Origin of the sequence: Chryseobacterium lathyri, from assembly GCF_003290185.1 — a bacterium.
GTDB classification, from domain to species: domain Bacteria; phylum Bacteroidota; class Bacteroidia; order Flavobacteriales; family Weeksellaceae; genus Chryseobacterium; species Chryseobacterium lathyri.
The window spans coordinates 162,045-185,412 of record NZ_QNFY01000010.1 but is presented as its reverse complement, the minus strand read 5'-3'; the positions used below and the strand labels follow the sequence as shown (position 1 = coordinate 185,412).

The following is a 23,368-nucleotide window of genomic DNA, read 5'->3' as shown; positions in this document are numbered from 1 at the left end:
CAACTTTTATTTATTAAAATATTGCTAAGCTTTTTCTCCTGATTCCTGTAAGCTTTTTTAAATACCTATCGCTTATCTAAAAGCTCTTCTGCGCTACTGTTCCACTCTCGTTTTTCAGTGCGGCAAAGATAACAACTTATTCAAACGCAAAACAAACTTATTTAACATAAAATTCATAATTAAGTAATATAAATTCATAAGCTACTGGTAAGCAGGTAGAAAAATTTTAAACTTATGTTTAATTTTCACTTACTTTGATTATCAATATTATCTTATTGCTTATTTTGAACGTATATAACGCTTAAAAATTCTGCATAGGATTTTTCTAAACCTATAATATCGCCGGACTTCAAATTTAAACCGCCTGTTCCGGAAGTATCTGATTTTACTTTTAACGAGGAAGCCTGAAAGTATAGATTTTCATCACTTCCTTTGGGCTGAACTTTAATAGTAGAGCCTAAAAGCTTCTTTGTTGATATGGTATACACTTCTCCTGGTATGATATCCAGAGTAATATAAGATCTGGGGGTAAGCAGGTAATCTTTCTTATTGATATTAATCTTCTGATCTTTATCTGAGGAAGCAAAGACATAAAGCTTTCCATTCTGATCTCTCAATTTTTCTTTGGGAGTATAGTATAGAGCCATCCTATAGTTAGCTGGGTTGAGGGGCTGAGGAGTGCCATCTATATTTTCAAATGGTTTCAACGAAAAGGTATTGGCACCTATTTCTTTTGCTTTTTTATATATTAAGGAAAAAACAGCTGCATCATCTCTTGAAAATCCCTGGACTTCAATTTCTCCCAAATATTCGGCGTCAACTGTAGTTGACGCTTTTTTATACAGGAATTTATCTGTATTGTCGTTGGTTTTTTCAACTTTTGAAAGGTATACACTTTGGGCATGACACAAATGGACACAGAATATGGAAATGGCAACTGCCAGGTTTTTGATCATACTATTGTTGTGTTAATATTTTGACAGATTCTTCAAGGCTGTTTTCCCAATGCTTGAGTTCTATTTTATATATTTCTTCTATCTTATCTAATGACATTGTACTTCTTGCCGGTCTTTTGGCAGGAGTAGGATACTGTTCTGTTGTAAGAGGATTCAGTTTTACTGAAGAGTTTGAAAATTCAGCAATTTTTTTAGCGAAATCAAACCAAGTGGTTTCAGGATAGTTTGAAAAATGAAAAATACCAAAGGTTTTGTTTGGAGTTTCTATAATCCTCATGATTGCTTCTGCGAGATCATTTGCATTGGTAGGCTGCCCAAACTGATCCGCTACAATCCCAAGTTCTTCTTTCTGAGAAAAGAGATTCAACATTGTTTTAACGAAATTCTTATTGAACTCCGAATACAGCCAAGAGGTTCTCAGAATAATAGTTTTTGGATTGATTTCGAGAGCTAACTCTTCACCCTTTCTTTTTGACTCACCATATATTCCGGTTGGATTGGTAAAATCATCTTCTGAGTAGGAAAGGTTTGTATCTCCGTCAAACACATAATCTGTAGAAACATGGATCAGGATACATTTATAATCTACACAGGCCTGAGCAAGATAGGCTACTCCATCAGCATTTACAGCAAATGCTTTATCTTTTTCCTTTTCGGCTAAGTCCACAGCAGTATATGCCGAAGCGTTAATACAATAGTCTGGTTTATTATCGTAGAAGAAATCATTAACCTGATCTTCGTTTGTGATATTCAGAGTCTGGGAATCTGTAAATAGGAACTCGTAGGTATTTTCAAAATCAGGGGCAATTTTTCTGATACAGTTCCCCAACTGCCCATTGCTTCCTATTACTGCTATTCTTTTCATCTATAATTTATTATTTTTGAGGTGTACTGTAATATCTGACTTACAAAACAGGACATTATCCAACATCAGCTGATTATGAATTTTTTGCGTTCTGTGATCTTAAGAATTTCACTCTAGGCTGGAAATCTTTCTGCTCTAAATCTACAAAGAACTTTCCAAAGGTTTCTCTTATGTCCTGGGGGTGAATTTCTGATCTTCTTGTTTTAAGATTGAAATAGATCACCGTAACCCATAGTACAGCATGAACTGTTTTTTCATCCAGGCTTTTCATGAGTATTTCCACTTTAGCCGTTCTGTCCTGCACTTCTATGGTTTTGCTGCTGATCACAACCTGGGTATTATATCTCACTTCTTTTAAATAAGCGATCTCATTTTGAATAGCAATCCATGTACAGCCGGTCTTTTTGGTATATTCTTCGTATGTAAATCCATAAAATGTTTCTACATGATCTTCTCTGGCATTGAACATATAGTCTAAATATTTTACATTATTCAAATGTCCTATCGGATCACAATCGCTGAACCTTACTTTTACGGTCGTTGATACTTCTTTTTCCATAGCGCAAAAATAAAAAAACCGCCTTTAAAAGAGGCGGTTAATTTATAAAACTTTGTTAATTTATTAGTTGATTCCTAATTCTTTCTTAACAGCAGCTGTAGCATCTGCACCAGATTTGTATACTAATGCTGAAGAGTTTGCATCCATGATAAATTCATATCCACCAGCTTTAGCCACTTTCTCGATTGCATCATTCAGTTTTTTCTCGATTGGTCCGAAAGCAACATCCTGTTTAGCCTGAAGATCTTTTTGAGCCTTCTCTTGCATTTGAGCAATTTCTTCCTGAATCTTTTGTAATTCTGTTTCTCTAGCTTTGTTTTCTTCAGCAGTTTTCTTAGGAGCTTCTTCACTGTACTGCTTTAATTTAGCCTGTCCAGCATCTGCTTTTTTCTTGATTTCAGCTTGTTTTGCATCTAAGAAAGCTTTTATGTCGGTATCTGCTTTTTTCTTTTCAGGCATTGCATTAAGAACTCCCATTAAATCTACAGTAGCTAATTTCTGAGCTTTTGCCATACTTACCGATACAACCATTATTACCGCGGCAAATAATACACTTAATTTTTTCATAATTGGTAAAATAAATAATTTAATTTGTTTTTAGATTTTAAATTTAAGTAAAAGTTAATTTAAAAATTTACTTTTTACTTTTGCTGCTTGTTTTTTCTTTCTTATCAGATGCAGCGGATCCTTTTAATAAGATGTTTAATACTTTTTCTGTGTAATCATATCTTGGCAGAAGAAAAAGGACATTGTTATCCGATTTATCAAGAACCGTGCCCAATCCATTTTTCTCAGCCATTGTTTTGACAGCTGTCCAGATCTGATCCTGAAACGGTACTACCAAGTTTGTTCTCAGCTTTGTAATTTCACCATTGGCTCCAAAACGTAAGCTGGTAGTTGTTTTGATATTTTTCTCGAGATCCATTACTTCTTTTTCTCTAAGCTTCAGCTGATCCCCTATCAACAATACTTTTTCACTTTCAAATGCTGATTTTTTTCTTTCGTACTCCGACTGCAGATTTTGAAGTTCAGACTGCCATGTATCGATCTGTGAATTCAATCTTGCTTCTGCTTCTTTGTATTGAGGTAGTTTATCTAAAATATAGCCTGTATCTACAATTCCAACTTTCTGGGCGTTTGAAAGTCCGAAAAGCAGGAACAATACAGATGTGAAAATGATTTTAAAGTTTTTCATATGTGTGATTATAATGATTGGTTCATCAGGAAGTGTGTTTTCCATCCAGATGGCTCTGTTCCGGAAACAGTTTTATCAAATCCGTAAGCAAAGTCAAATCCGATCAAACCAAAAGCTCCCATATAAACTCTTACACCAACTCCCACAGATCTTTTCAGCTGGAATGGGTTGTATGTACTCCAGGAGTTCCATACGTTACCCCCTTCTGCAAAGGTAAGTGCATAGATTTTGGCCGTCTGGTTCATTGAAATCGGGTATCTTAATTCTAATGTAAATCTATTATAGATTGTACCTCCCCCTCTTTGGGTAATATCATCTACTTCTCCTCCGTATGTTGAAGCATTTTCATAACCTCTCAATGGAATCAATTCACGTCCGTCATATCTACCTCCAAATAAACCTGTACCTCCTACATAGAATCTTTCAAATGGCGGAGCACCAAGTTTTTTATTATAACCATCCATGAATCCCATTTCAGCGGAAGATCTCAATACAAGTTTACCTGCAACCTCATTATATACATCAGCCTTGAACTTGATCTTGTAGAATTCCATCCACTTGTATTTGTCAACCGGTGACATGGTAGAGTAATCTTTATTGCTGAACAATGAGTAAGGTGCAGTCAGTTTCGCGGAAACTTCAATATTTGAACCCATTGTCGGGAAAATAGGATCAATACCCGCAGAGTTTCTGCTTAAACCTAAGTTAAGGCTTAAGTTATTGGCATCACCGTAGTATTCTGTAGCATCTCCGAACTGGAAAGGATAGTTATTGAAGGTATATTTTTGGAACTGAAGCCCAGTGTATAACGAGAAATAGTCATCCGGCCAGTTCAGCAATCTGTTCAGACCTACTGAAGCGGAGAAGATATTAAGCTTTTGATCAAGCCCATTACTGTCATTATATTTTACTCTGGAAGTGTTCAAACTTACTGAAAGGGCAGTTGGTCTTGTTCCGAATAACCATGGCTCTGTAAATGAAATACCATAGTTTTGGAAATACTGTCCTGCCTGAGCCTGAATAGACAAAGTCTGTCCGTCTCCCTGAGGTACCGGTTTAAAATCTTTGAATTTAAGGAAGTTCTTTAAAGAGAAGTTATTGAACGTAAGTCCTAATGTCCCGATAAAGCTGTTACCTCCATATCCTGCCTGTAACTGTACCTGAGAAGAACCCTTCTCTACCAGTTTCCAGTTGATATCTACAGTATTATCCTGCTGATTTGGCTGAATATCCTGCCCCACCTGCTGTGGATCGAAGAAGGACATCCCGGCTAAATCGAAGTAGGTTCTTTTAATCTCTGTCTTTTTGAAAAGCTCCCCCGGTTTTGTTCTTAGAGCTCTAAGCACAACATGATCATGGGTAGTTGTATTCCCCTGCCATGTTACTTTATTCCATGTAGCCTGTTCTCCTTCATTAATTCTGATCTCCAGGTTTACAGTGTCTCCTGATACGGATTTTTCTACCGGTGTTACGCTAGAGAAAAGGTAACCGTTATTCATGTACACAGATTTGATATCCGAGTCGTCCTCTTTACCTCCGTCTTCTCCTACTTTTTTATTGAAACCTACGGCATCGTAGATATCTCCTTTTTTGTATCCTAATAATCTCTGTAAATATTCTGTAGAGTAAACGGTATTTCCGGTGAATGTAACATCCCCGATATAATACTTTTTACCTTCGTTAAGCTTTACATTGATTTCGTAATTATTTCTCTTGTTTCTCCATACGGAATCTGAAACAATCTTAGCATCTCTATATCCTAAAGAGTTATAATAGCTGATAAGGCTTTGTTTATCTTCCTGATATTTTTCTTCAATAAATTTTGAAGATTTTAGGATTCCTCCGATACCAAATCTTCTCTGTTTAGTTTCTTTGAATGCCTTTTTTCTAAGTTTTGCATCTGTAACGCTTGGGTTGCCTTCAAATTCGATATGGTCAATTTTTATTCTTTTGCCCTTCTCTACATTGATGGTCCAGTCTACCATAGACGGATCGTTTGCATTCACTTTATCCTGGATGGTAATTTTAGCATCAGCAAAGCCTTTTTTCACGTAATCCTTAGGAACCTTAGTCTTAAGACTGGAAATCAGGTTTTGTGTGATTTTTGTTCCGGGCTTTAGATTATTGTCCTTTATTAGTTTTTCGTTTTTAGATTTACCTATCCCTTTACCTGTGAATTTTACTTCTCCAAGTTCTTTAAGATCTTCAAGGTAGAATCTCAAAATTACGGTCTGCCCTTCAATACTCTGAACATAAACTTCAACTTCTGAAAAAGACTGGGTATCCCAAAGTTTTTTAACAGCGTTGCTGATTTTTTGTCCCGGAATATCTACAGCTTCTCCTTTAGTTAAGCCAGTAAATCTTAAGATTTGTGCCGGCGTATATTTTTTTACCCCATCTACAACAATGTCTTTAAGAGTGTAAGTTCCTGCTTCATTTTCTGCGTGTACAGCATTACTAACTTTAGTGCTGTCCTGAGGAGTTACTTGTCCATAAAAATGCGCCGAAGCAGCAAACATTATGATGGGTAATAGTCTAAACTTCATTTTATCGAGTCTTTCTTTTCTTTAATTTATTGGGCATTTATCTGATCGCCGGTTAAGCCGTATCTTCTTTCTTTATTCTGGTAATCAACAATACACTGGAAGAAGATATCTTTTGTAAAATCCGGCCATAGAACATCTAAAAACTGTAGTTCCGCATAAGCGATCTGCCAAAGAAGGAAGTTGCTTATTCTTATTTCTCCGCTGGTTCTGATCAGCAGGTCTACAGGAGGAAAGTCTTTTGTATAAAGGTAATTTTCGAATAGTTTTTCATCAATATTCTCAATATCAACTTTTCCTTCTTTCACATCGGAACTGATGTTTTTTACGGCATCTAATATTTCGTTCTGTGAGCCGTAGCTTATTGCCAGTACTAAATTGCCTTTTGTGTTTTCTTTTGTGAGTTCTACCACACGTTCAAGCTGTTCTCTCACGAGAGAAGGAAGCTTTTGCAGGTTTCCTATAACATGCATTCTGAGTCCTTTACTAAAGATCTCTTCGGCCTCCAGCAATAAGGTTTCTACCAGCAGATTCATCAATGTACTTACTTCATCTGCAGGACGGCTCCAGTTTTCAGAAGAAAATGTATACAGTGTTAAATAAGGTATATCAATCTCATTACAGGCATTAATGGCATTCCTTACTGCATTAATGGCATTCTTGTGGCCGAAAGTTCTTTCTTCGCCACGCGTTTTTGCCCATCTTCCATTGCCATCCATTATGATGGCGACGTGTTTCGGTAAATTCTGAGAATTTATTTTATCTTTAATCAACGACATATTAATTAATCACAATAGCATGGAGGTCTTCCGAATGAATAGGTAAGTCCTAAACTAAAAGTATTCATCCAGTCCTTAGACCTTTCATCCCCTATATTTCTTTTATTAAGAAGTTCTTGTTCTCTTTCTTTAGAGACCGCATAATAGTTTCCTGACTGTAGCAGCGAACCGCCGGTAGCAGGATCTAAAATATCTGCATTAAAGCTGGACGTCAGATCTTTTGAAAGCAAACGGCTATGATCAAGCTGATCCGTCAGTGTATATCTAAATGTGGCTTCTGCAAATATAGCCCAATTATGGTTAAACTTATATTTTAAACCTACCCCGAAAGGGATATGCATTGTTACTTTTTTTCCTAATGTATATTCCGGAGTACTTTTAAAATCCTGTTCATTAAGAGGAGCCTGTGCTACTCCATCTGCATCTCTTCTAAAATCGTTTACAAGATTGGCTTTAGGGGCATCAAACATCAAAGCACCAATACCTCCAAAGATATAAGGGCTCACCATACTTACCTGTTCATTATTGACAGGGAAAAGGTTGTATTCGAACATTAAGCTTGCTTCGTATACGTTATTTTTTCCGTATGAATTTCTATTCACTCTATATTCTTCTTTCGCAGCTTTATCACTAAACTGGATCTGGTTGTATCCTAAATCCAATCTAACGGTCTGGTGCGGGTTAAAATTAAATCTATATAATAAACCACCATAGAAAGGGAAACCCCAATCTGACATTCTGTCTAAATCCAACGGCTTTTGTAAAATATAATTGGTCCTTCCTATGTCCCCAACTAGGTTACTCATACCCAGACGAACTCCCAATTCGTTTCTTTGTGCTTTAACACTTACCACTCCAAGGAAGGCAAGAAAGCTAAACAATAATTTTTTATTCATAAAAGAATATGGATTTATGGTTATTTTAAAATTTAATTTTTGCAAATATAAAACATTTTTATATTAATGATATTCTTAATGTATAGTTAAAAATAAACAAAAAAACATAATTTGTTATAAAGTAAACGGCAAAGTGCCAAAAATATTCTTTTTTCCTTAGATTACCAATACTGAACGTATAAAAAAACCCCCATTTGCTGAGGGTTTAAAACGCTATTTTTTATTAAATATTGTTTGGACCTTATTTCGGATTTTTATTAATAACGGTTCCTTATAATTTTTATCTTCATCAAAATAGCCGTAGCCATATCCGTAGCCATATCCATATCCATAACCATATCCGTAACCTTGTTTCTTATTGTAATCATTATATATAAGTCCTAAATGACTAATTTCTCCGTTATGGTATTTTTCAGTGATCATCTTCAGCATATATTTCTCGGTATATTCGTGACGAACTATATAAATGTTAGCATCGGAATATTTCATCAGCTCATAAGAGTCAGCTACTAAACCTACCGGTGGAGAATCGATGATAATGAAATCATATTTCTCCTTCAGTTCTTCTAGGAATTTGATATTTCTGCTGCTCATTAAAAGCTCTGAAGGATTTGGAGGAATTGGTCCAGAAGTTACTACATCCAGGTTCGGAATCTTAGTTTTATTGATGACCTGCTCCATCTCTACTTCTCCTGTTAGGTAATTTGAGATTCCATATTTATTATCAATTTTAAAATCTCCAAATATCTTAGGTTTTCTAAGGTCCATCCCAAGCAGGATTGTTTTTTTATCACTTAGCCCTACTACTGAAGCCAGATTGATGGAAATATATGTTTTTCCTTCTCCACCAATAGAAGAAGTAATTAAAATAATTTTTCCTTTACCATCTTCGTTATTGTTTTCCATTAAGAATCTCATGCTTGCCCTGATTCCTCTGAACGCCTCTGATACTGATGATTTAGGCTGCTCCAAAACGGTAAGCATATTTTCGTTGCTGTTGTTGCCGATAACGCCAAGAAGTGGAATCTTTGTTGCACTTAACAGTTCTTTGATGTTTCGGATCTTGTTGTCCAGTACCGCACCGATTAGAATGAGCAGTAATGGAATCAGCAATAAACCAAATATGATTGCTGATTTTATTGCTTTTACATTGGGGCCAATTGGAGCCTGTCCTAAGTTTTTCGCAGGGTCTATTACTGTAATATCAGACTGGTTGGTAGCCACTTTCATCTGCGCCTCGTTCTGTCTGTTCAAAAGACTGTTATAGGTAGCTTCGATCATATTGTATCCTCTTTCCGCATCCAGATATTTTCTTTCTTTTTCAGGATATGAAGTGAGATCTGAATTGGCTTCTGCTACCTGACGGTCTATCTTATTGATTTCATCATAATATTTCGTGTAATAATTTCGTAAAGAACCAGATGAACCCATTCTTGCTTCATTAATCAGCCTGTCTATTTCTTTCATAGGCTCAGAGTTTGGCTTATAGATGGTCGCCATTTCTCTTTTCTTCATATATAAAGCCTTGAGTTCTGTTACAGACGCCGAAAAGAAGCCATCTTCAAAACCTGCAGCATTGGTGCTGATCATTTTATCAAAATCACGGGCCTGCAATGTATTTTTAATATTATTCAGTGAGCTAATTTTACTTACAATATCTGCTTTCTTGGCTTCAAGATTTTTTATTTCCTCTAAGGATTTTTCGTCTCTGTCTTTGATATTATAAAGCTTTTCAGAAGTCTTCAGATAATTCAGCACTGCTGCACTTGAATCCAGTTTTTTGCGGATATCATCTATATTGTTCTGAAGATAAACGTCTGTATTCTTATTGACGATATTTTTGTCTGCCAGTCTTTTCTTCTGAAGTTCGGCTACAGATTTGTTTAAGAAATTTACAGTACTGTTAAGATTAAACCCTTTTTTGGTGATAATCATAATGGTTCCGATTTCTTTGTCAAATTCCACTCCTATTGTAGACACAATACCATTAACACTCTGATTGACAGAACTAAGCTTTATGATAATGTTTTCAACTTTTATTTTAGGAGTCTCTGTATTCTTAAGCAGCCTGAATCTTAGATTCGGGGAGTTGTACCATTCGTTGATCTTTACAATCTTGTTGGCAGGCCTGCTATATCCATTTACGGATTGAAATCCTTCTAATTCGTAATTATATAAATTGGTAGACTGTCCCTCTTCCGGAAGAACCACTTCATAAGAATCTCCACCTTTTGGAATAAGCGTAATAGGATAATCAATCTGCTGAAGATGCTTTTTGTCAATCTGCAGAAACACCGGAGAGTCTGTTTTGTCAATATAGGTTGATTTGATCAATCCTTTGGTGGAATAATTCACAAAAAGATCTAATTCCTTTACCAGAAACTCATTATGAGATCTGGATAACAACATTTTTTTCAGATAAACTCCGTCCTGATTCCCGCTCTGTCCCCAGATAAAGTTGATGGACTGGCTTGGGGTAAAGTAACTGGAGGTATTATTGGATATGCTCAGAGAGAGGTCTGATGCATAAATGTTCTGTGCATAATATTTACTGTATACCCATGAGATTAAGTAGCCGATAAACAGCATAAATACAAACCAGTACCAGTTTTTCACTATTCTTCTCAGAAAGTGCTCGATATCAAATAACGCAAACGATCCGTACTTTTCCTTCTGGGGTTCGTTCTTCCCTATTTTGGTGTCTTTGTCTGGAATCATGGTTAAAGGTTTTTAAGAAGCAGATAAATTGATAATGCTGTAGTAATCACCGATACCCCAGTTGTTAAAGTCTGTACAGGATCTTTACCAAATCCGTTCAAGCTTTTTCCTCTTGTATTCAGATAGATCTCATCACCGTTCTGTACGTAATAGTACGGGGAATTCATAATATCTTCACGGGTAAGGTCTATTTTTGCCACTTTTATTCCTTCCGGCAATTTTCTGTGAATAACAATATTTGTACGGTCAATCGTTCTGTTCAAGCCTCCATTAATAGCTAAAGCTTCTGTAATAGTCAGCGTATTTTTGTGTGCTACTTTTTCTCCGGAAAGACCTGTCGTTTCTACGTCTCCCAAAATATAATACGTGATTCCGTTTGTGTTCAGTCTTACTTCAGATTTTCCTTCCTGAAAGTTTTCATTTACTTTTTCCTGAAGCTCCTGGGTAATATCTTCCAATGTTCTTCCTTCTGCTTTCACATATCCTATTCCGAAAACATTGATATCTCCTTTAGAATCCACTTTCAGACCGTTAAAGTAAAAGTTCACATTTCCGCCAACACCAGAGCCCCCAACGCCTCCAACACCTACTAATGCAGAATTATTGATGCCTCCTGCTCCTCCGGAAGAATTCAGGGATGAATAAAATTGTGCAGCATCTCCCTTGGGAGTGGTTACAATATTGAGATTAAGAATGTCATTCTTTGTAATTCTGTAAGTAGGAATATTGTAGGGAATAAGTCCTTCTTCATTGATTACAAGACTCTCGCTGGGCTGCATATACCTTACATCTTTTTTGGTGATGCAGGATGTAATCAAAAAGGGTAATAATAAAAATAAATATTTCAAGTTCTTCATCATATTGGGATGTTATTTGCAAAAGTAAAAATTAAATTCTTATTTTCTTATTATTTCGTAAATGATAGATAAGATCTGGAAGATAAGCTCCAAAAAAGCCTAATAAAATAATGATAAGTAAAAGGAAATTTATATTGATGTGTCTTAAGTAATAAGCTACAGCTACAATCATCAAATAGTAAACAATAATATAAAATGTGGAACGTCTATGGGTAAGGTCTAATTTAAGCAGTTTGTGATGAATGTGGTTTTTATCTGCATCGAAAGGAGATTTTTTATTGCAGAGTCTTACAATAATTACATTTAGGGTATCCACAATCGGCAGAATAAGAATAGCAACCGCCACTGCCGGTGCAGACTGCAGATGATATCTTGGCACATTGGGAAGTTCTCTGTCTATGAAAATATCAATAAAACAGATCGAAGTAAATGCCAGAAGGAAACCCAGAAGCATGGATCCCGTATCTCCCATAAATATTTTATTGGTCCTGTAATTAGATAAATTATAATATAAAAATGCCAGTACGGTACCTATAATTATAACTGATAAAACCACCAAAGGAAAATTATATTCTCCTAACCTGTAGTAGCTTATTCCGAAAAGAGCACTGCAGATCACAGAATATCCTCCGGCAAGCCCGTCTATTCCGTCAATAAGATTGAAAGCATTGATGAGAATAATAAAAGTAACGATACTGAACAATACACTTATGAAATAGCTCAATTCATAGATTCCAAATATTCCGAACAGGCTTCTGATTCTGATATCGGATCCTATTACAGCTAATGCAGACACCATAATCTGGGCAACAAGCTTCTTATAGGCTCTCATTACAACAATATCATCCATTACTCCTATGTACAGAAGGATAATTAATGAGGCAAACAAAAATTTGTACAGATCAAAAAGCTCATACGCAAAGATGGATGCGCAGATTCCTATTGAATAAAAAATAGCTATCCCGCCAAGATTGGGAATTTTTCTGAGATGGGAACTTCTTATGCCTGGCTCATCCATAAGATTCTTTCTTCTGGAAATCTTAATGATGGTGGGAATAGAGAAAAAGGTAATTAAAAAAGAGAATAGAAAACCTAACCCTATTTTCACGTAAAAAATAGAAATTCCTGATTCGCTTAAGAACAATTCAAAATTCTTCATTTTTTTTTATCAAGCACATCATCAATATCTTAATAAAACTTACTAAAAAAACCCCATAAAGAGTTACCTTTCAATGTTTTATGTAATGACCAAAATAATTGTACTTATCATTTGTGTTATAACAATTTTCTTATCAGCTTCTTTTGTCCTGCAAAAAACAACAGATAAAATATCTTTTTTTTCAACGGCAAAGATAAAAGATAATTCTTACCAAAACGATTATAGTTTAATATATCTCGAATTTTTATTTTCCTTTCATTCATAAAAATCGCCAGTTCAGCATCCATTTTATAAAATGTTTCATTGTCTTTTACAAAAGCGAGATAAGCTAAAAAAGAATATACCCCTTCAAAAATCTGGAAGTTTTTAAGCTCTTTTCTTTTGTGGGAATATCCGGATCCTTCAAATACCTGTTCCACCTCTCTTACGGCTTTCAGGATATCAAGCCCTTTTTCTGTGTGGGTTTTTGTAATAGAATCTGTCCGCTCCAGATACTGATAATGAAAATTCTGTGTCTGCGTCAAAGTTTTGCACTCCAGAAGCAGCTGCGGTATCAGCTGAATATCTTCAAAATGGATTCCTTTTTTAAATCTTTTATGATCAAACAGCTCTTTTTTAAACAGCTTGTTACAGGCAAAATAACTGAGGTCTGAAAAAACAGAAAAATGATCTTCAAGCTCTATTTTTTCAGACATATTAGGAATCTGAGTGAGTTTCTGAGTCACTTTTCCGTCCTGATCTACTTTCTGAATATTGCAGATGACCATTTTAGCCTGATGTTTTTCTGCCAGCTGCTGCATTTCTTCAAACATCGTTTCCATGACATAATCGTCACTGTCTACAAAACCTATATATTCTCCCGAAGCCCTTTCAATACCAAAGTTTCTGGCATCACTCAGGCCTCCGTTCTCTTTGGCGAAAGCTTTTATTTTATCCGGGAATTTTCGTGCGTATTCATCAATGACAAGTCCTGAGTGGTCTTTGCTGCCATCATTAATGACCAGAATCTCAATATCCTGCAGAGTCTGACTAACGAGGGAATCCAGGCATTTTGCCAGATAATTCTCTACATTATATACGGGAACTATAATTGAAACCTTCATTTTATGTTTTCTAAATTAATAATTCCTTTTGCTAAAAATTCACTGAATTTTTGGTAACCCTGCTTATTTAAATGGAGCGGATCTGCATACAGACTTCTGTCTTTATCATAATCAGAGCTTACTTCATCAAAATTCAAAATGGCCACTTTTTTATCCAGCCCGTCATGCTTTAATTCTGTCAGCAAAGCATTCCTGTAATCCGGGATTTTAAATTGGTCGCCCCCATTTAAAACCAATTCAGCACTTCTGTTACTGAGGCTGCTTAGTATATTTTTATTTTTAAAATTTTCTTCGGCTCCAAATTCCGGAAGGGAAACAACAACCGGCTTGATATTATAATGCAGGAGTGTTGTAATAATCATCAACATGTGATGGGTATAAAAATCCGGCCCTACATATGTTGCCGCATCATTAACTCCGGCAATTATGATACAGTAATCAGGCTTTTTCTCAATCACTTTTTTAGAAGAAAACTCTTCACTCTCTTCTTTAAAAAGGTTCTCATAGATTCGTTTGGTTTTGGCACCCGGATTTCCCGATGAATAAATCTCTGAATGGATTCCTTGATCCAAAAGCTTTTTCTGTAAAAGTGAATCCAGGTTTTGCCTTACCACCCAACTATCTCCAATAACGCCGATCTGAAGTCCGTTTTCCGGTTTTGTATTGGAAGAAAAATAGTTTTCTTCACCCGCATAAGCATATTTATTCCAAAAATAAATGAAACTGACGAGTCCGGTTAACAGAACAATGCTTGCTACTAATTTTTTTTTCATCTTGTGTATACTTAAAAAGTCAGCCTGGGATTAAGCGTTCCTCTTTTTGCTTCTTCAAAATCTTTTTTGGAACATGGAATACAGTTTTCTATATTTTCATCTTCTCCGAAATACCATAGATTGCTGAAAGTATCCCGTTTGAAAGCATATTGGTTATCGTCAATCAAAACATAGAACAGTTCATAATGCCTTTCTTTGGGATGGGACCTCTGAATATTGATTCCCTCGATCAGGTACCAGATCATCTGTGCCAGGAGCTGGTGGTTCAGCTGATTTTCAGAATAAATATTATAATTAAAAATTCCTACAGATTTTAAATTCTCACTCAAACCTATTTCTTTCATGTAGGCACAGATCTCTCTTCGGTTCAACCCGTTTACCTGAGGGTTCATGGAAAACGGTTCGCTGAAGCTTTCAACAGCATCGCAGTTTAAGGTTACCAAATCGGTTTTCCTGAAGAAAGGCTCAGTTTTTTCGGTGGAATTCATCATTTCAGCAAGGCGGATGATATCAAACTCAACGTCTTTGATCAGTCTTACTGAATCTGCTTCGTTCAGATGCTTCTGATACCCCAGATGATGATAGTTTTTGATGGAGAAATTCTTGGAACCTAAAATTTTTCCTAAAAAAGTATGCTCATTAATTGTTTCCCCTTGTTGTAGAGAAATAATATTGCTGATTTGGGTGTAGTTTATGTTTTTCTTGTGAAAATTCAATGTCGAAAAGAGTGAGAAAGCAAAATCATTGGATCCGCCGATAATCACCGGAAGGGCTCTTTTGTAATGACATGCCGACAAAACCTCCTGCAAGATATAATGGGAATCCTGAACCGTTTTTCCGGAAACCAGATCTCCAAGATCCACGACAGGAACCTCAAAATCCAGCTGCGAAAGTTTATAAAACTCTTTTCTTACCGCTGTAAAGTCCTGTACCTCTGCATCACCGCCCGCTCCTCTGTAATCTGAAACAAAGAGAAGAACAATGCTGTCTTCTTTTATATCTTTTGTAATTCTGCTGCCGATCTGCCAGCTTTCTGTTTTGAAATTTCTTGGTGAAATGATAAAATCTTCAAAATCCATATTTTTAATCTGAAAACTTGGGAATGGGTTAATTGACTAATTGCTTTCCTGAACAAACATACAAAAAAACCAGAGCAAGTTCATATGCTGTGGCAACTTTTGTTAATAAAAAAAGCCGTCAACACATATTGTTAACGGCTTTGTATACTTATTTTAATATTACTTCTTCTTAGCTGCTGTCTTTTTTACTGCAGTTGTTTTCTTAGCTGCCGGCTTCTTTTTCTCTGCAAAGGCATTTTTATCCTGGTCTGTGATCCATTTTTTCACCTCATCCAGAGATACATCCTTCAGCTCTTCAGCCTCATATTTTGTGTCATCTTTTTTCTTAGGAATCTTGAACATGGCTTTCCCGAATTTAACGAATGGCCCCCATCTTCCGTTTTCAATAGAAATTTTTTCTTTTTCCCATTGCTGGATGTATCGGTTGGCTTCTTTTTCCAGCTTGGCATCAATTAACTCATTGATGTCACTCTGTGAAAGATTATCGAAGTTATATTTCTTAGGAACATTCACAAAAATATCTTTGTATTTGATGAACGGTCCGAATCTTCCTGTTCCTTTAGTTACCGGATCTCCTTTATAAGTAGCAATTGGCGCATCAGCTTTTTTCTTTTCGTTGATGATCTCTTCTGCACGCGCCTGGCTTACAGAAAGAGGATCTTCACCTTTCGGAATGCTGATAAATGTCTCTCCCCACTTCACATAAGGTCCAAATCTTCCTACTCCTACAGAAACTGCCTGACCCTCAAATTCATTAAGTTCGAATGGCAGTTTGAAAAGCTCCAGTGCCTCAGCTAAAGAGATGGTTGCAATATTCTGTCCCGTCATTAGTGAAGCGAAGATTGGCTTTTCTTCATCTTCCGTTTCACCGATCTGAATCATCGCTCCGAATCTTCCGATTCTTGCATGAACATTTTTACCGGTCTTAGGATCTACTCCAAGAAGCCTGTCGCCATTCGCTCTGTCTGCATTTTCTTCTACATCTTCAATTCTCGGGTGGAATTTTGAATAGAAATTGGTCATCATTTCTTTCCACTTCTGATCTCCGTTAGCGATTTCGTCAAAGCTTTCTTCTACTCTTGCCGTGAAGCCATAGTCCAGGATTTCTTTGAAATTATCTGTCAGGAAATCATTAACAACCTCACCAATATCTGTAGGTACAAATTTATTTTTGTCGCCCCCGAATTTTTCTTCAAGAACTTCTTTTTTGATCTTATCTTTTGTAAGAGACATCTTAACCACTTCACGGGTTTGAGGATCTATCTCTCTTTTGTCTACATATTCTCTGTTCTGAATGGTCTGGATCGTCGGCGCATAAGTAGACGGACGTCCAATTCCTAATTCTTCCAGCTTTTTCACCAATCCGGCTTCCGTATATCTTGCACTTGGTCTTGTGAACTTTTCTGAAGCGGTTATTTTTTTATAACTTAAAACTTCCCCTACATTTACTTTAGGAAGCAGTTTTTCATTGTTTTCCTCATCATCGTCTTCTGTCTTTACAATTCCGTAAGCTTTCAGGAAACCGTCAAAAATAATCACCTCCCCCTGTGCTTCAAAATGCTGGGGCAGTGATGCGTTTCCTATTTCAATCACAGTCTTCTCAATTTTAGCGTTTGCCATTTGGGAAGCCAGTGTTCTTCTGTATATTAATTGGTATAATCTGTTCAATTGGGCATCACCGATACTTTTCACCGCAAAGTCAGTCGGACGGATCGCCTCGTGAGCTTCCTGTGCAGAGGCCGATTTTGTAGTATAGTTTCTTGGTGAAGAATATTCAGCTCCATATTCTGAAGTGATCTGCTTTTTTGCGCCTTCGATCGCTTCCTGGGAAAGGTTCACGGAGTCGGTTCTCATATAGGTAATGTACCCTTCTTCATATAGCCTTTGTGCAAGACGCATGGTATTGGTTACGTTATATCCTAATCTTGAAGAGGCTTCCTGCTGCAGAGTAGAAGTGGTAAATGGTGCAGATGCAGAACGTGTTCCCGGTTTTGTTTCAACATTCAGGACTTTAAATTCTGTAGTTTTTGCTTTTTCAAGGAATTTTTCTGCGTCTTCTTCTTTTTCGAAGTCTTTTTTAAGCTTTGCAGCAATTTCCTGCTCAGCTTTATTTAAGAAAATTGCATCCAGCTTGAAGCTTGCTTTCGGAACAAACTCACGGATCTCTTTTTCTCTTTCTACAATTAATCTTACAGCCACAGACTGTACTCTTCCTGCAGAAAGACCTGGTTTTACTTTTTTCCAGAGAACCGGAGACATTTCAAAACCTACGATCCTGTCCAAAACTCTTCTTGCCTGCTGGGCATTCACAAGATTCTGATCAATATCTCTGGGATTTTCAATGGCTTTTAGAATGGCATTTTTAGTAATCTCGTGGAAAACAATTCTTTTTCTGTTTTCGGGTTTCAGTTTCAATTCGTCCGCCAGGTGCCATGCAATAGCTTCTCCCTCGCGGTCTTCATCGGAAGCCAGCCATACCATTTCGGCTTTCTTTACGGCAGCCTTTAATTCTGTTACCAGTTTCTTTTTGTCAGCCGAAACCTCGTAATCAGGACTGAAGGTGGCAAGATCTATTCCCATACCTTTTTTCGGAAGGTCACGGATGTGTCCGAAACTCGATTTCACTTCGAAATCCTTCCCTAAATATTTCTGAATAGTTTTTGCTTTTGCCGGGGACTCTACGATTACTAAATTTTTCGACATTCTAAAAAAATTTTTTGCAAAAGTAAAGCTTTTTTATTATATACATTTTGTTAAAACGGTTTAATTTAATATTTAGATGTGTTTAACATGCGTTCCTGAGGGCATTTTTAAAGATATCAAGTCCTTTAGGGTGTAGGGTTTAGCTCGAAATTTAACTTTAATAAAATAGATGATATAGAATTTTTCATCAACAGTGATAGATGCAAGCATATGCCGTTATAAAAAAGCAGAACAGGAAATTCTGTTCTGCTTTTTATGGCTTTTTAAAGTTTCTACTGTTTAATAATTTTCACAATTTCTTCAGAATTGTTAATTCTTACTAAATATACTCCTGAACTTAGAGCTGACAAGTCTGTTCTTCCGTTTTCAAACTTTCCGGATTTAACAAACTGTCCAGCAACATTATAGATCTGATAATAATAGCCTGTTTTATCTGAATCATTAATATACAGTATATCCTTTACTGGATTTGGAAATAATGATATTTTCTTCTCATTTATCTTTTCCTTCATCTCTGTCGTGCTCAAGACAGCCGCTTCTTTTCCTGCAGCCATAGCCGTAACCTGTAATCTCGGAATGGGACCAGCTTCATTTCCCTGAGCGTCGTACTTCACTCTCACACATCGACAGCTTATTCCTAAATAGGGATCATTATTATCATTAAATGCAATAAACCGGTTGGCCGTAGAAGCTGCATCAAACAAGACATTAACAGATCGCCCCAGATAGTTTGCAGCCAAAGCTGCTGTCCAGACACCAGGATACTGAAAGTTGACTGTATTGAATGTTCCCTGTGGAGACTGATTAGCTATAACATTTCTGAATCCGCGCGAACCCGAATCCGGGAAATTACCAAGTATATAGGATGGACCTATAAACATATACCCTATAGTAGAGGTTGTGGAAGGATTTCTGACTCTATATCCTGCGTAATCTGTACTGACACTATAAAAGGTCGCTATATTTTTATCTTTTTTATACCAGGGCGACTGCCCGAAATCCTGATTAGAAATTAATGCCACATTGGTGACATCCGGGATCCTCCAACCCTCCGGACAAGGATCAAAAGGTGATTTTTTTCCTCCTCTGCCCCATCGGTCAGCAGCAAGATTGGGCTCATTGGCCAACCAGTCCGTCCCATTGGTATAATTAGGCATTGCACCGTTATAAGGAGCAAAAGAACTTGGGATCATATATACCAAAGGATTCTTCACAGAGTAAGACAGTACTTTTGCAATTTTATCCGCTGGTTTATCGGCACTCTGCACAATTGGGGCTGCATAAGTATTATAAGGAACAATATAGTTTCCTGACATATTATTATAGGCAGCAGGAGTTAGTGTAGTATAAGCTATAGTTCCGTTACTCGATGCTATTCCTAAAAACACATTAAATGATGCTCTGTTGTCTGCATACTGAAAGGTAGGAATCGGGTCTTTTCTTCCCCATTGATAATGTAGTCCTGTAGAAGCTCTTATTTTTGCAAGTTCTGCAGCTGTTGGTGTCATCGCATTGGCAACTATCGGAAATGCATCTATCGCTCCCAGGTTCCTGTCCATAAATTCTGTCTGAAATACAGCATCCGCCTTATTTACATAATTCACATAGTTGACCGCTTCAGCCATCGGAAGTTCTGTCCTGTAGTTATAAGATCCTAAAGAGGAATCGGTTATCCAGATATGCCAGCTCCAATACACCGGTGAAGAAATGCTTCCGTTATGAAGCGTCACTACAGCATTCCCACTCTGGTTCGGATTAATCTCCACCGAAATTTTTGAGCTGCTGAGAGTCTCAAGTGAGGCCGGGGAAGGATTAACGACCAACACTTTATTAATCAGGGCTGTATTAGTCGTCCAAAGCACATTTACTTTTAGATTATTGAAGTTGGGGGCATCTAATATTTCCTGATTATTCAAAAGCTGACTTTGCACTGAAAAGGCTTTGCTTACCGGGATTTCCACAATAAAGGGCGTTGAATTTTTAACAGCCTGATAGGTATTAGGATTATTGATTCCTTCTCTGTATTCTGTTTTCGGAGCGAGATATTCAGAAGGAAAATTGTAATCATTTACGATATAAAGAGGGTCTTTGATGCATCGACATCCATTGGCATCGGAAGTATACATTCCTGACATAGGCATATAAAAATATCTTCCTTTAATATTGGGATAATTAGGATCCGGAATATCGGACTGTCCTTTATCAGGGATCATAAAAAGCCCTCTGGTGATAACCGCCGGGGAAGTATCAAAATGCCTGGCCATTGTTGCCGTCCATAAGGCAACGTGATGCTGGTCGGTATACTGCCCCTGGTGGGCATTCCTGATCAACTGTCCTGTTCCCGGAAAAACTCCCATATTATTCCCACCGGCATTGGAAAGATCAAAACCAAAGTTAGGGTAGACCTTAAATCCTGTTATGAATGATGGTACTCCTGTATCTGTAGGTTTAATAATATGATACTTGTTTGCTTCGAAAACATTTTTAGCCATATTGCTTCTGACTCCGAAAGGGGAAAAATCCAGCCTGATATCATCTATATAAGACTGTGAGGCTAAATTCGCTACCAGCATTGACGGTATTCTCCATCCGTTGGGACATGGATCATAGGGAGATTTATCCCAGTAAGGTTTTGCACTTGCATTATTGTTATATCCCGTACTGATGAGTCCCCGGGAATTATCAGACCAAAGGTTAAGTTCTGAAAGCCTGCTATCCGGAATTCCGGCAGCATTTCCAAACCAGTTAACCGGAAGATTGGGGTTGTTGTTGTAATAAGCCTGGCCGCTGTTATCGTCTTTGTTCACATAGATCAGACTTAATGGATTTTTCACAGAAAGCCTGATATTATTGGTTATCTCTGCATTTGCAAGCGGAACATATTTTGTGAGGTTATCAATATTTAAAGCACCGGTAAAGTTTTTCGCGCCTCTATGCCTGATCCTCCCTATGGATCCTGACACTTCGTAGAAGTCGTTCCCTCTTGTTACCAAAGGCGGAATCGGATCTTTTCTTCCCCATTGGTAGAGCAATCCCATACTTTTGCTCCAGTCCGAAGAAGTAATGGAGCTGCTTAAAGCTCCGAGATTACGGTCCATCCATCCCCAATCTGAATCAGGAATCCGCTCAACCGTTCCATCTCCCCTAACTCTTGTGATACTATCAAAACTTTTGTAAGTGGATCCGTTAGTAGGATCATCGGTCACCCAAATATGCCAGCTCCAATAGATTTCACTGTTTACTCTTAAGGCAACCACAGCATTTCCTTTTTTTGCTTTGTTGATGGGAACTTTTATTTTGGCATTTTCATCGGACCCTAAAATTTCCAGCGAGTATCTCTCCCCTGATTTTATCAGACCATGAGAATCTTCCCACAATACCTCAGCTGTCTGGTTGCCGGAAGGGATTCCGTCCCCTTTAATGTATCCGTCCCCCTGCCACATAACATAAGCTTTTCTTACCGGAATCAGCAAACCTTCGCTGTTTTGGCCGGGATCAAAAATATAACTGTTGGGAGCTTTTGTCCAGTCCGAAACGACTGCCCTTCTGTCAGCAGGCTTTGTTAAAGTATCTTTTGCAGATACTGATTTTTCTGTATATCCATACGGAAGATTTTCTTTCAATCCTCTACTATTCCTAGAATAGGTACAAATCGACACTAAGCAAAAAATTGCCGCAAAACTTTTAACTAAATTTTTCATATCCTTAGACTTGTGTGTCATTTACATGAAATACAACTTTTAAGCCTTTATCAACAATAAACAATTAAAAATATGAATAGAAAAACAATATGTTAATTGTATTAATAATAAATCATCATTAAAAGATTATAAATACGAAAACGGCACTTTGTAAAATACAAAAGTAGAGTTTTCAATTGATAAATTTTTATGAGGATAATCACCGTTTAAAAAAAGAGGAATAAGGAATAAAAAAAGACAGCATTGGAGCTGTCTTTATAAAATATAGTCAATAAAATAATTCTAAGGGAGAATGTGATTTTTATAAAGCTCAATGGTAAATCTACCTACTTTAATATTTAAGAAGGAGGAGAAAACAACAAAGTTAAAAATAACAAGTGCAATGATAAAAGCATAAATCATTTTTTTCATGCCACTCGATACTACATACATTGTATTGGGGATCAGCACGTAAGAAAACCCGATAAATGCACCTACAAGTCTGGATGAGAATACCGGATTGTTCCTGAAAATAAAATAAAAGCATATTCCCACAACGGCATAGCTTCTATGGTATTCATAATAGGGATACAGCTCTTTCATCTTGGTATCAAATGCAAAAAGAAAGAACGTCAAGATCATCATCATGGCTTCGGGAATTCCAAAACCTCCATTCAGTCTTTCTGAATATTCATCCATATATCCATTTAATCCATTCACCAAAATATTATCTGAGGCCATACTGTCTAAAAAGCTTCCAAAAGCCCGGTATATCTCGAATGGCGAAAGAAATATGGAGATGATGATCAGGACCAGCATGACGGTTTTACTCAGTGGAATACGGGCCAGCCAGTACATCGGGAGAAACAGGTAGCAAACGGTATGTATACCCGATCCCAGGAATATAAAAAAGAGATAATGCCATAATTTCCGCTCTTTAATGTACCGTACGGCAAAATAAACAATAAATGTCCCCAGATTTTGCCTGATCTGTCCGCTTTCCCCCACAAAAAAGTAAGGAATAAACATGAACAGGGTAAATGTAAAGGGGTAAAAAGTATTATCCTCCGTATATTCTATCTTGAAGAAAACAGCACAGATAGCAATAACCAGGGTAAGCACATAAAAGGGTGCATTAAAGACATTCAGCAATATCTTATTAATGAGTGTATACAGCCATTCCACTTCCAGATGATCCGGACCCTCCATGTGGAGCATCTTCATAAAAATACTGTAATAGCTCTTTGTATCAGAATAAATGTAAATTGCCTTATAACTTCCATAATCCGGGCCTACATTATCCCTGAAGCCCGCCAGTAAAATAAGATAGATCCCCAGGAACCACAACCACTTTTTTTCTACTCTTTTACCAAAAACTTCCTGTACACTAAAGAAAAGCATGTATACGATCGCAACGATGAAATATGGATGTAATAAACTCATGCTAATTTAGTGTTTTTTGTAACCGGTGCAGTACGCACAAGGAAGATGCAAATCTGTAAT

At 37.0% G+C, this 23,368-nt stretch carries 17 protein-coding genes; all 17 read right to left on the bottom strand.

From position 1 onward, the window contains the following. Positions 1–272: 272 nt before the first annotated feature. A complete protein-coding gene (locus DRF61_RS15700) occupies positions 273–956 on the bottom strand; it encodes a hypothetical protein (RefSeq protein ID WP_167409437.1) in 684 nt (227 codons plus the stop codon). A gap of 1 nt (position 957) precedes the next feature. Continuing rightward, a complete protein-coding gene (gene rfbD, locus DRF61_RS15695) occupies positions 958–1,821 on the bottom strand; it encodes a dTDP-4-dehydrorhamnose reductase (protein WP_111958715.1) in 864 nt (287 codons plus the stop codon). A gap of 73 nt (positions 1,822–1,894) precedes the next feature. Beyond that, positions 1,895–2,380 (bottom strand): acyl-CoA thioesterase, encoded by a 486-nt coding sequence (locus DRF61_RS15690; protein WP_111958713.1) that lies wholly within the window; start codon positions 2,378–2,380, stop codon positions 1,895–1,897. A 63-nt stretch (positions 2,381–2,443) separates the two neighbouring features. Then, the gene (locus DRF61_RS15685) at positions 2,444–2,947 is read right to left on the bottom strand and encodes an OmpH/Skp family outer membrane protein (RefSeq protein WP_111958711.1); all 504 of its coding nucleotides are present in this window, start codon (positions 2,945–2,947) and stop codon (positions 2,444–2,446) included. A 67-nt stretch (positions 2,948–3,014) separates the two neighbouring features. Next, a complete protein-coding gene (locus DRF61_RS15680) occupies positions 3,015–3,575 on the bottom strand; it encodes an OmpH/Skp family outer membrane protein (RefSeq protein WP_111958729.1) in 561 nt (186 codons plus the stop codon). Positions 3,576–3,583: 8 nt separating this feature from the next. Continuing rightward, positions 3,584–6,121: an outer membrane protein assembly factor BamA gene (bamA, locus tag DRF61_RS15675; RefSeq protein WP_111958709.1), complete on the bottom strand. Its 2,538-nt coding sequence runs from the start codon at positions 6,119–6,121 to the stop codon at positions 3,584–3,586. 26 nt (positions 6,122–6,147) lie between these two features. Continuing rightward, positions 6,148–6,897, bottom strand: coding sequence for an isoprenyl transferase (locus tag DRF61_RS15670; protein WP_111958707.1), 750 nt, complete (start codon positions 6,895–6,897; stop codon positions 6,148–6,150). Positions 6,898–6,902: 5 nt separating this feature from the next. Then, positions 6,903–7,793 (bottom strand): type IX secretion system protein PorG, encoded by an 891-nt coding sequence (porG, locus tag DRF61_RS15665; RefSeq protein ID WP_111958705.1) that lies wholly within the window; start codon positions 7,791–7,793, stop codon positions 6,903–6,905. A gap of 213 nt (positions 7,794–8,006) precedes the next feature. Next, positions 8,007–10,511 carry an exopolysaccharide transport family protein gene (locus DRF61_RS15660; protein ID WP_111958703.1) on the bottom strand — a complete coding sequence of 835 codons (2,505 nt, stop codon included), beginning with the start codon at positions 10,509–10,511 and terminating at the stop codon, positions 8,007–8,009. 2 nt (positions 10,512–10,513) lie between these two features. Then, positions 10,514–11,371: a polysaccharide biosynthesis/export family protein gene (locus DRF61_RS15655; protein WP_111958701.1), complete on the bottom strand. Its 858-nt coding sequence runs from the start codon at positions 11,369–11,371 to the stop codon at positions 10,514–10,516. 28 nt (positions 11,372–11,399) lie between these two features. After that, a complete protein-coding gene (locus DRF61_RS15650) occupies positions 11,400–12,527 on the bottom strand; it encodes a glycosyltransferase family 4 protein (protein ID WP_111958699.1) in 1,128 nt (375 codons plus the stop codon). A gap of 116 nt (positions 12,528–12,643) precedes the next feature. Then, positions 12,644–13,630, bottom strand: coding sequence for a glycosyltransferase family 2 protein (locus DRF61_RS15645; RefSeq protein WP_111958697.1), 987 nt, complete (start codon positions 13,628–13,630; stop codon positions 12,644–12,646). Then, positions 13,627–14,403, bottom strand: coding sequence for an SGNH/GDSL hydrolase family protein (locus DRF61_RS15640; RefSeq protein ID WP_111958695.1), 777 nt, complete (start codon positions 14,401–14,403; stop codon positions 13,627–13,629). Before DRF61_RS15640 ends, DRF61_RS15645 begins: the two co-directional genes overlap by 4 nt. A gap of 11 nt (positions 14,404–14,414) precedes the next feature. Further along, complete coding sequence (locus DRF61_RS15635) at positions 14,415–15,482, bottom strand: formimidoylglutamase (RefSeq protein ID WP_111958693.1); 1,068 nt, start codon at positions 15,480–15,482, stop codon at positions 14,415–14,417. A gap of 159 nt (positions 15,483–15,641) precedes the next feature. Next, positions 15,642–18,185, bottom strand: coding sequence for a type I DNA topoisomerase (topA, locus tag DRF61_RS15630; RefSeq protein WP_111958691.1), 2,544 nt, complete (start codon positions 18,183–18,185; stop codon positions 15,642–15,644). A gap of 272 nt (positions 18,186–18,457) precedes the next feature. Beyond that, a complete protein-coding gene (locus tag DRF61_RS15625; RefSeq protein WP_146897148.1) occupies positions 18,458–21,886 on the bottom strand; it encodes a T9SS type A sorting domain-containing protein in 3,429 nt (1,142 codons plus the stop codon). A gap of 282 nt (positions 21,887–22,168) precedes the next feature. Continuing rightward, positions 22,169–23,308 carry an EpsG family protein gene (locus tag DRF61_RS15620; protein ID WP_223557662.1) on the bottom strand — a complete coding sequence of 380 codons (1,140 nt, stop codon included), beginning with the start codon at positions 23,306–23,308 and terminating at the stop codon, positions 22,169–22,171. Between the last annotated feature and the right edge of the window lie 60 nt (positions 23,309–23,368).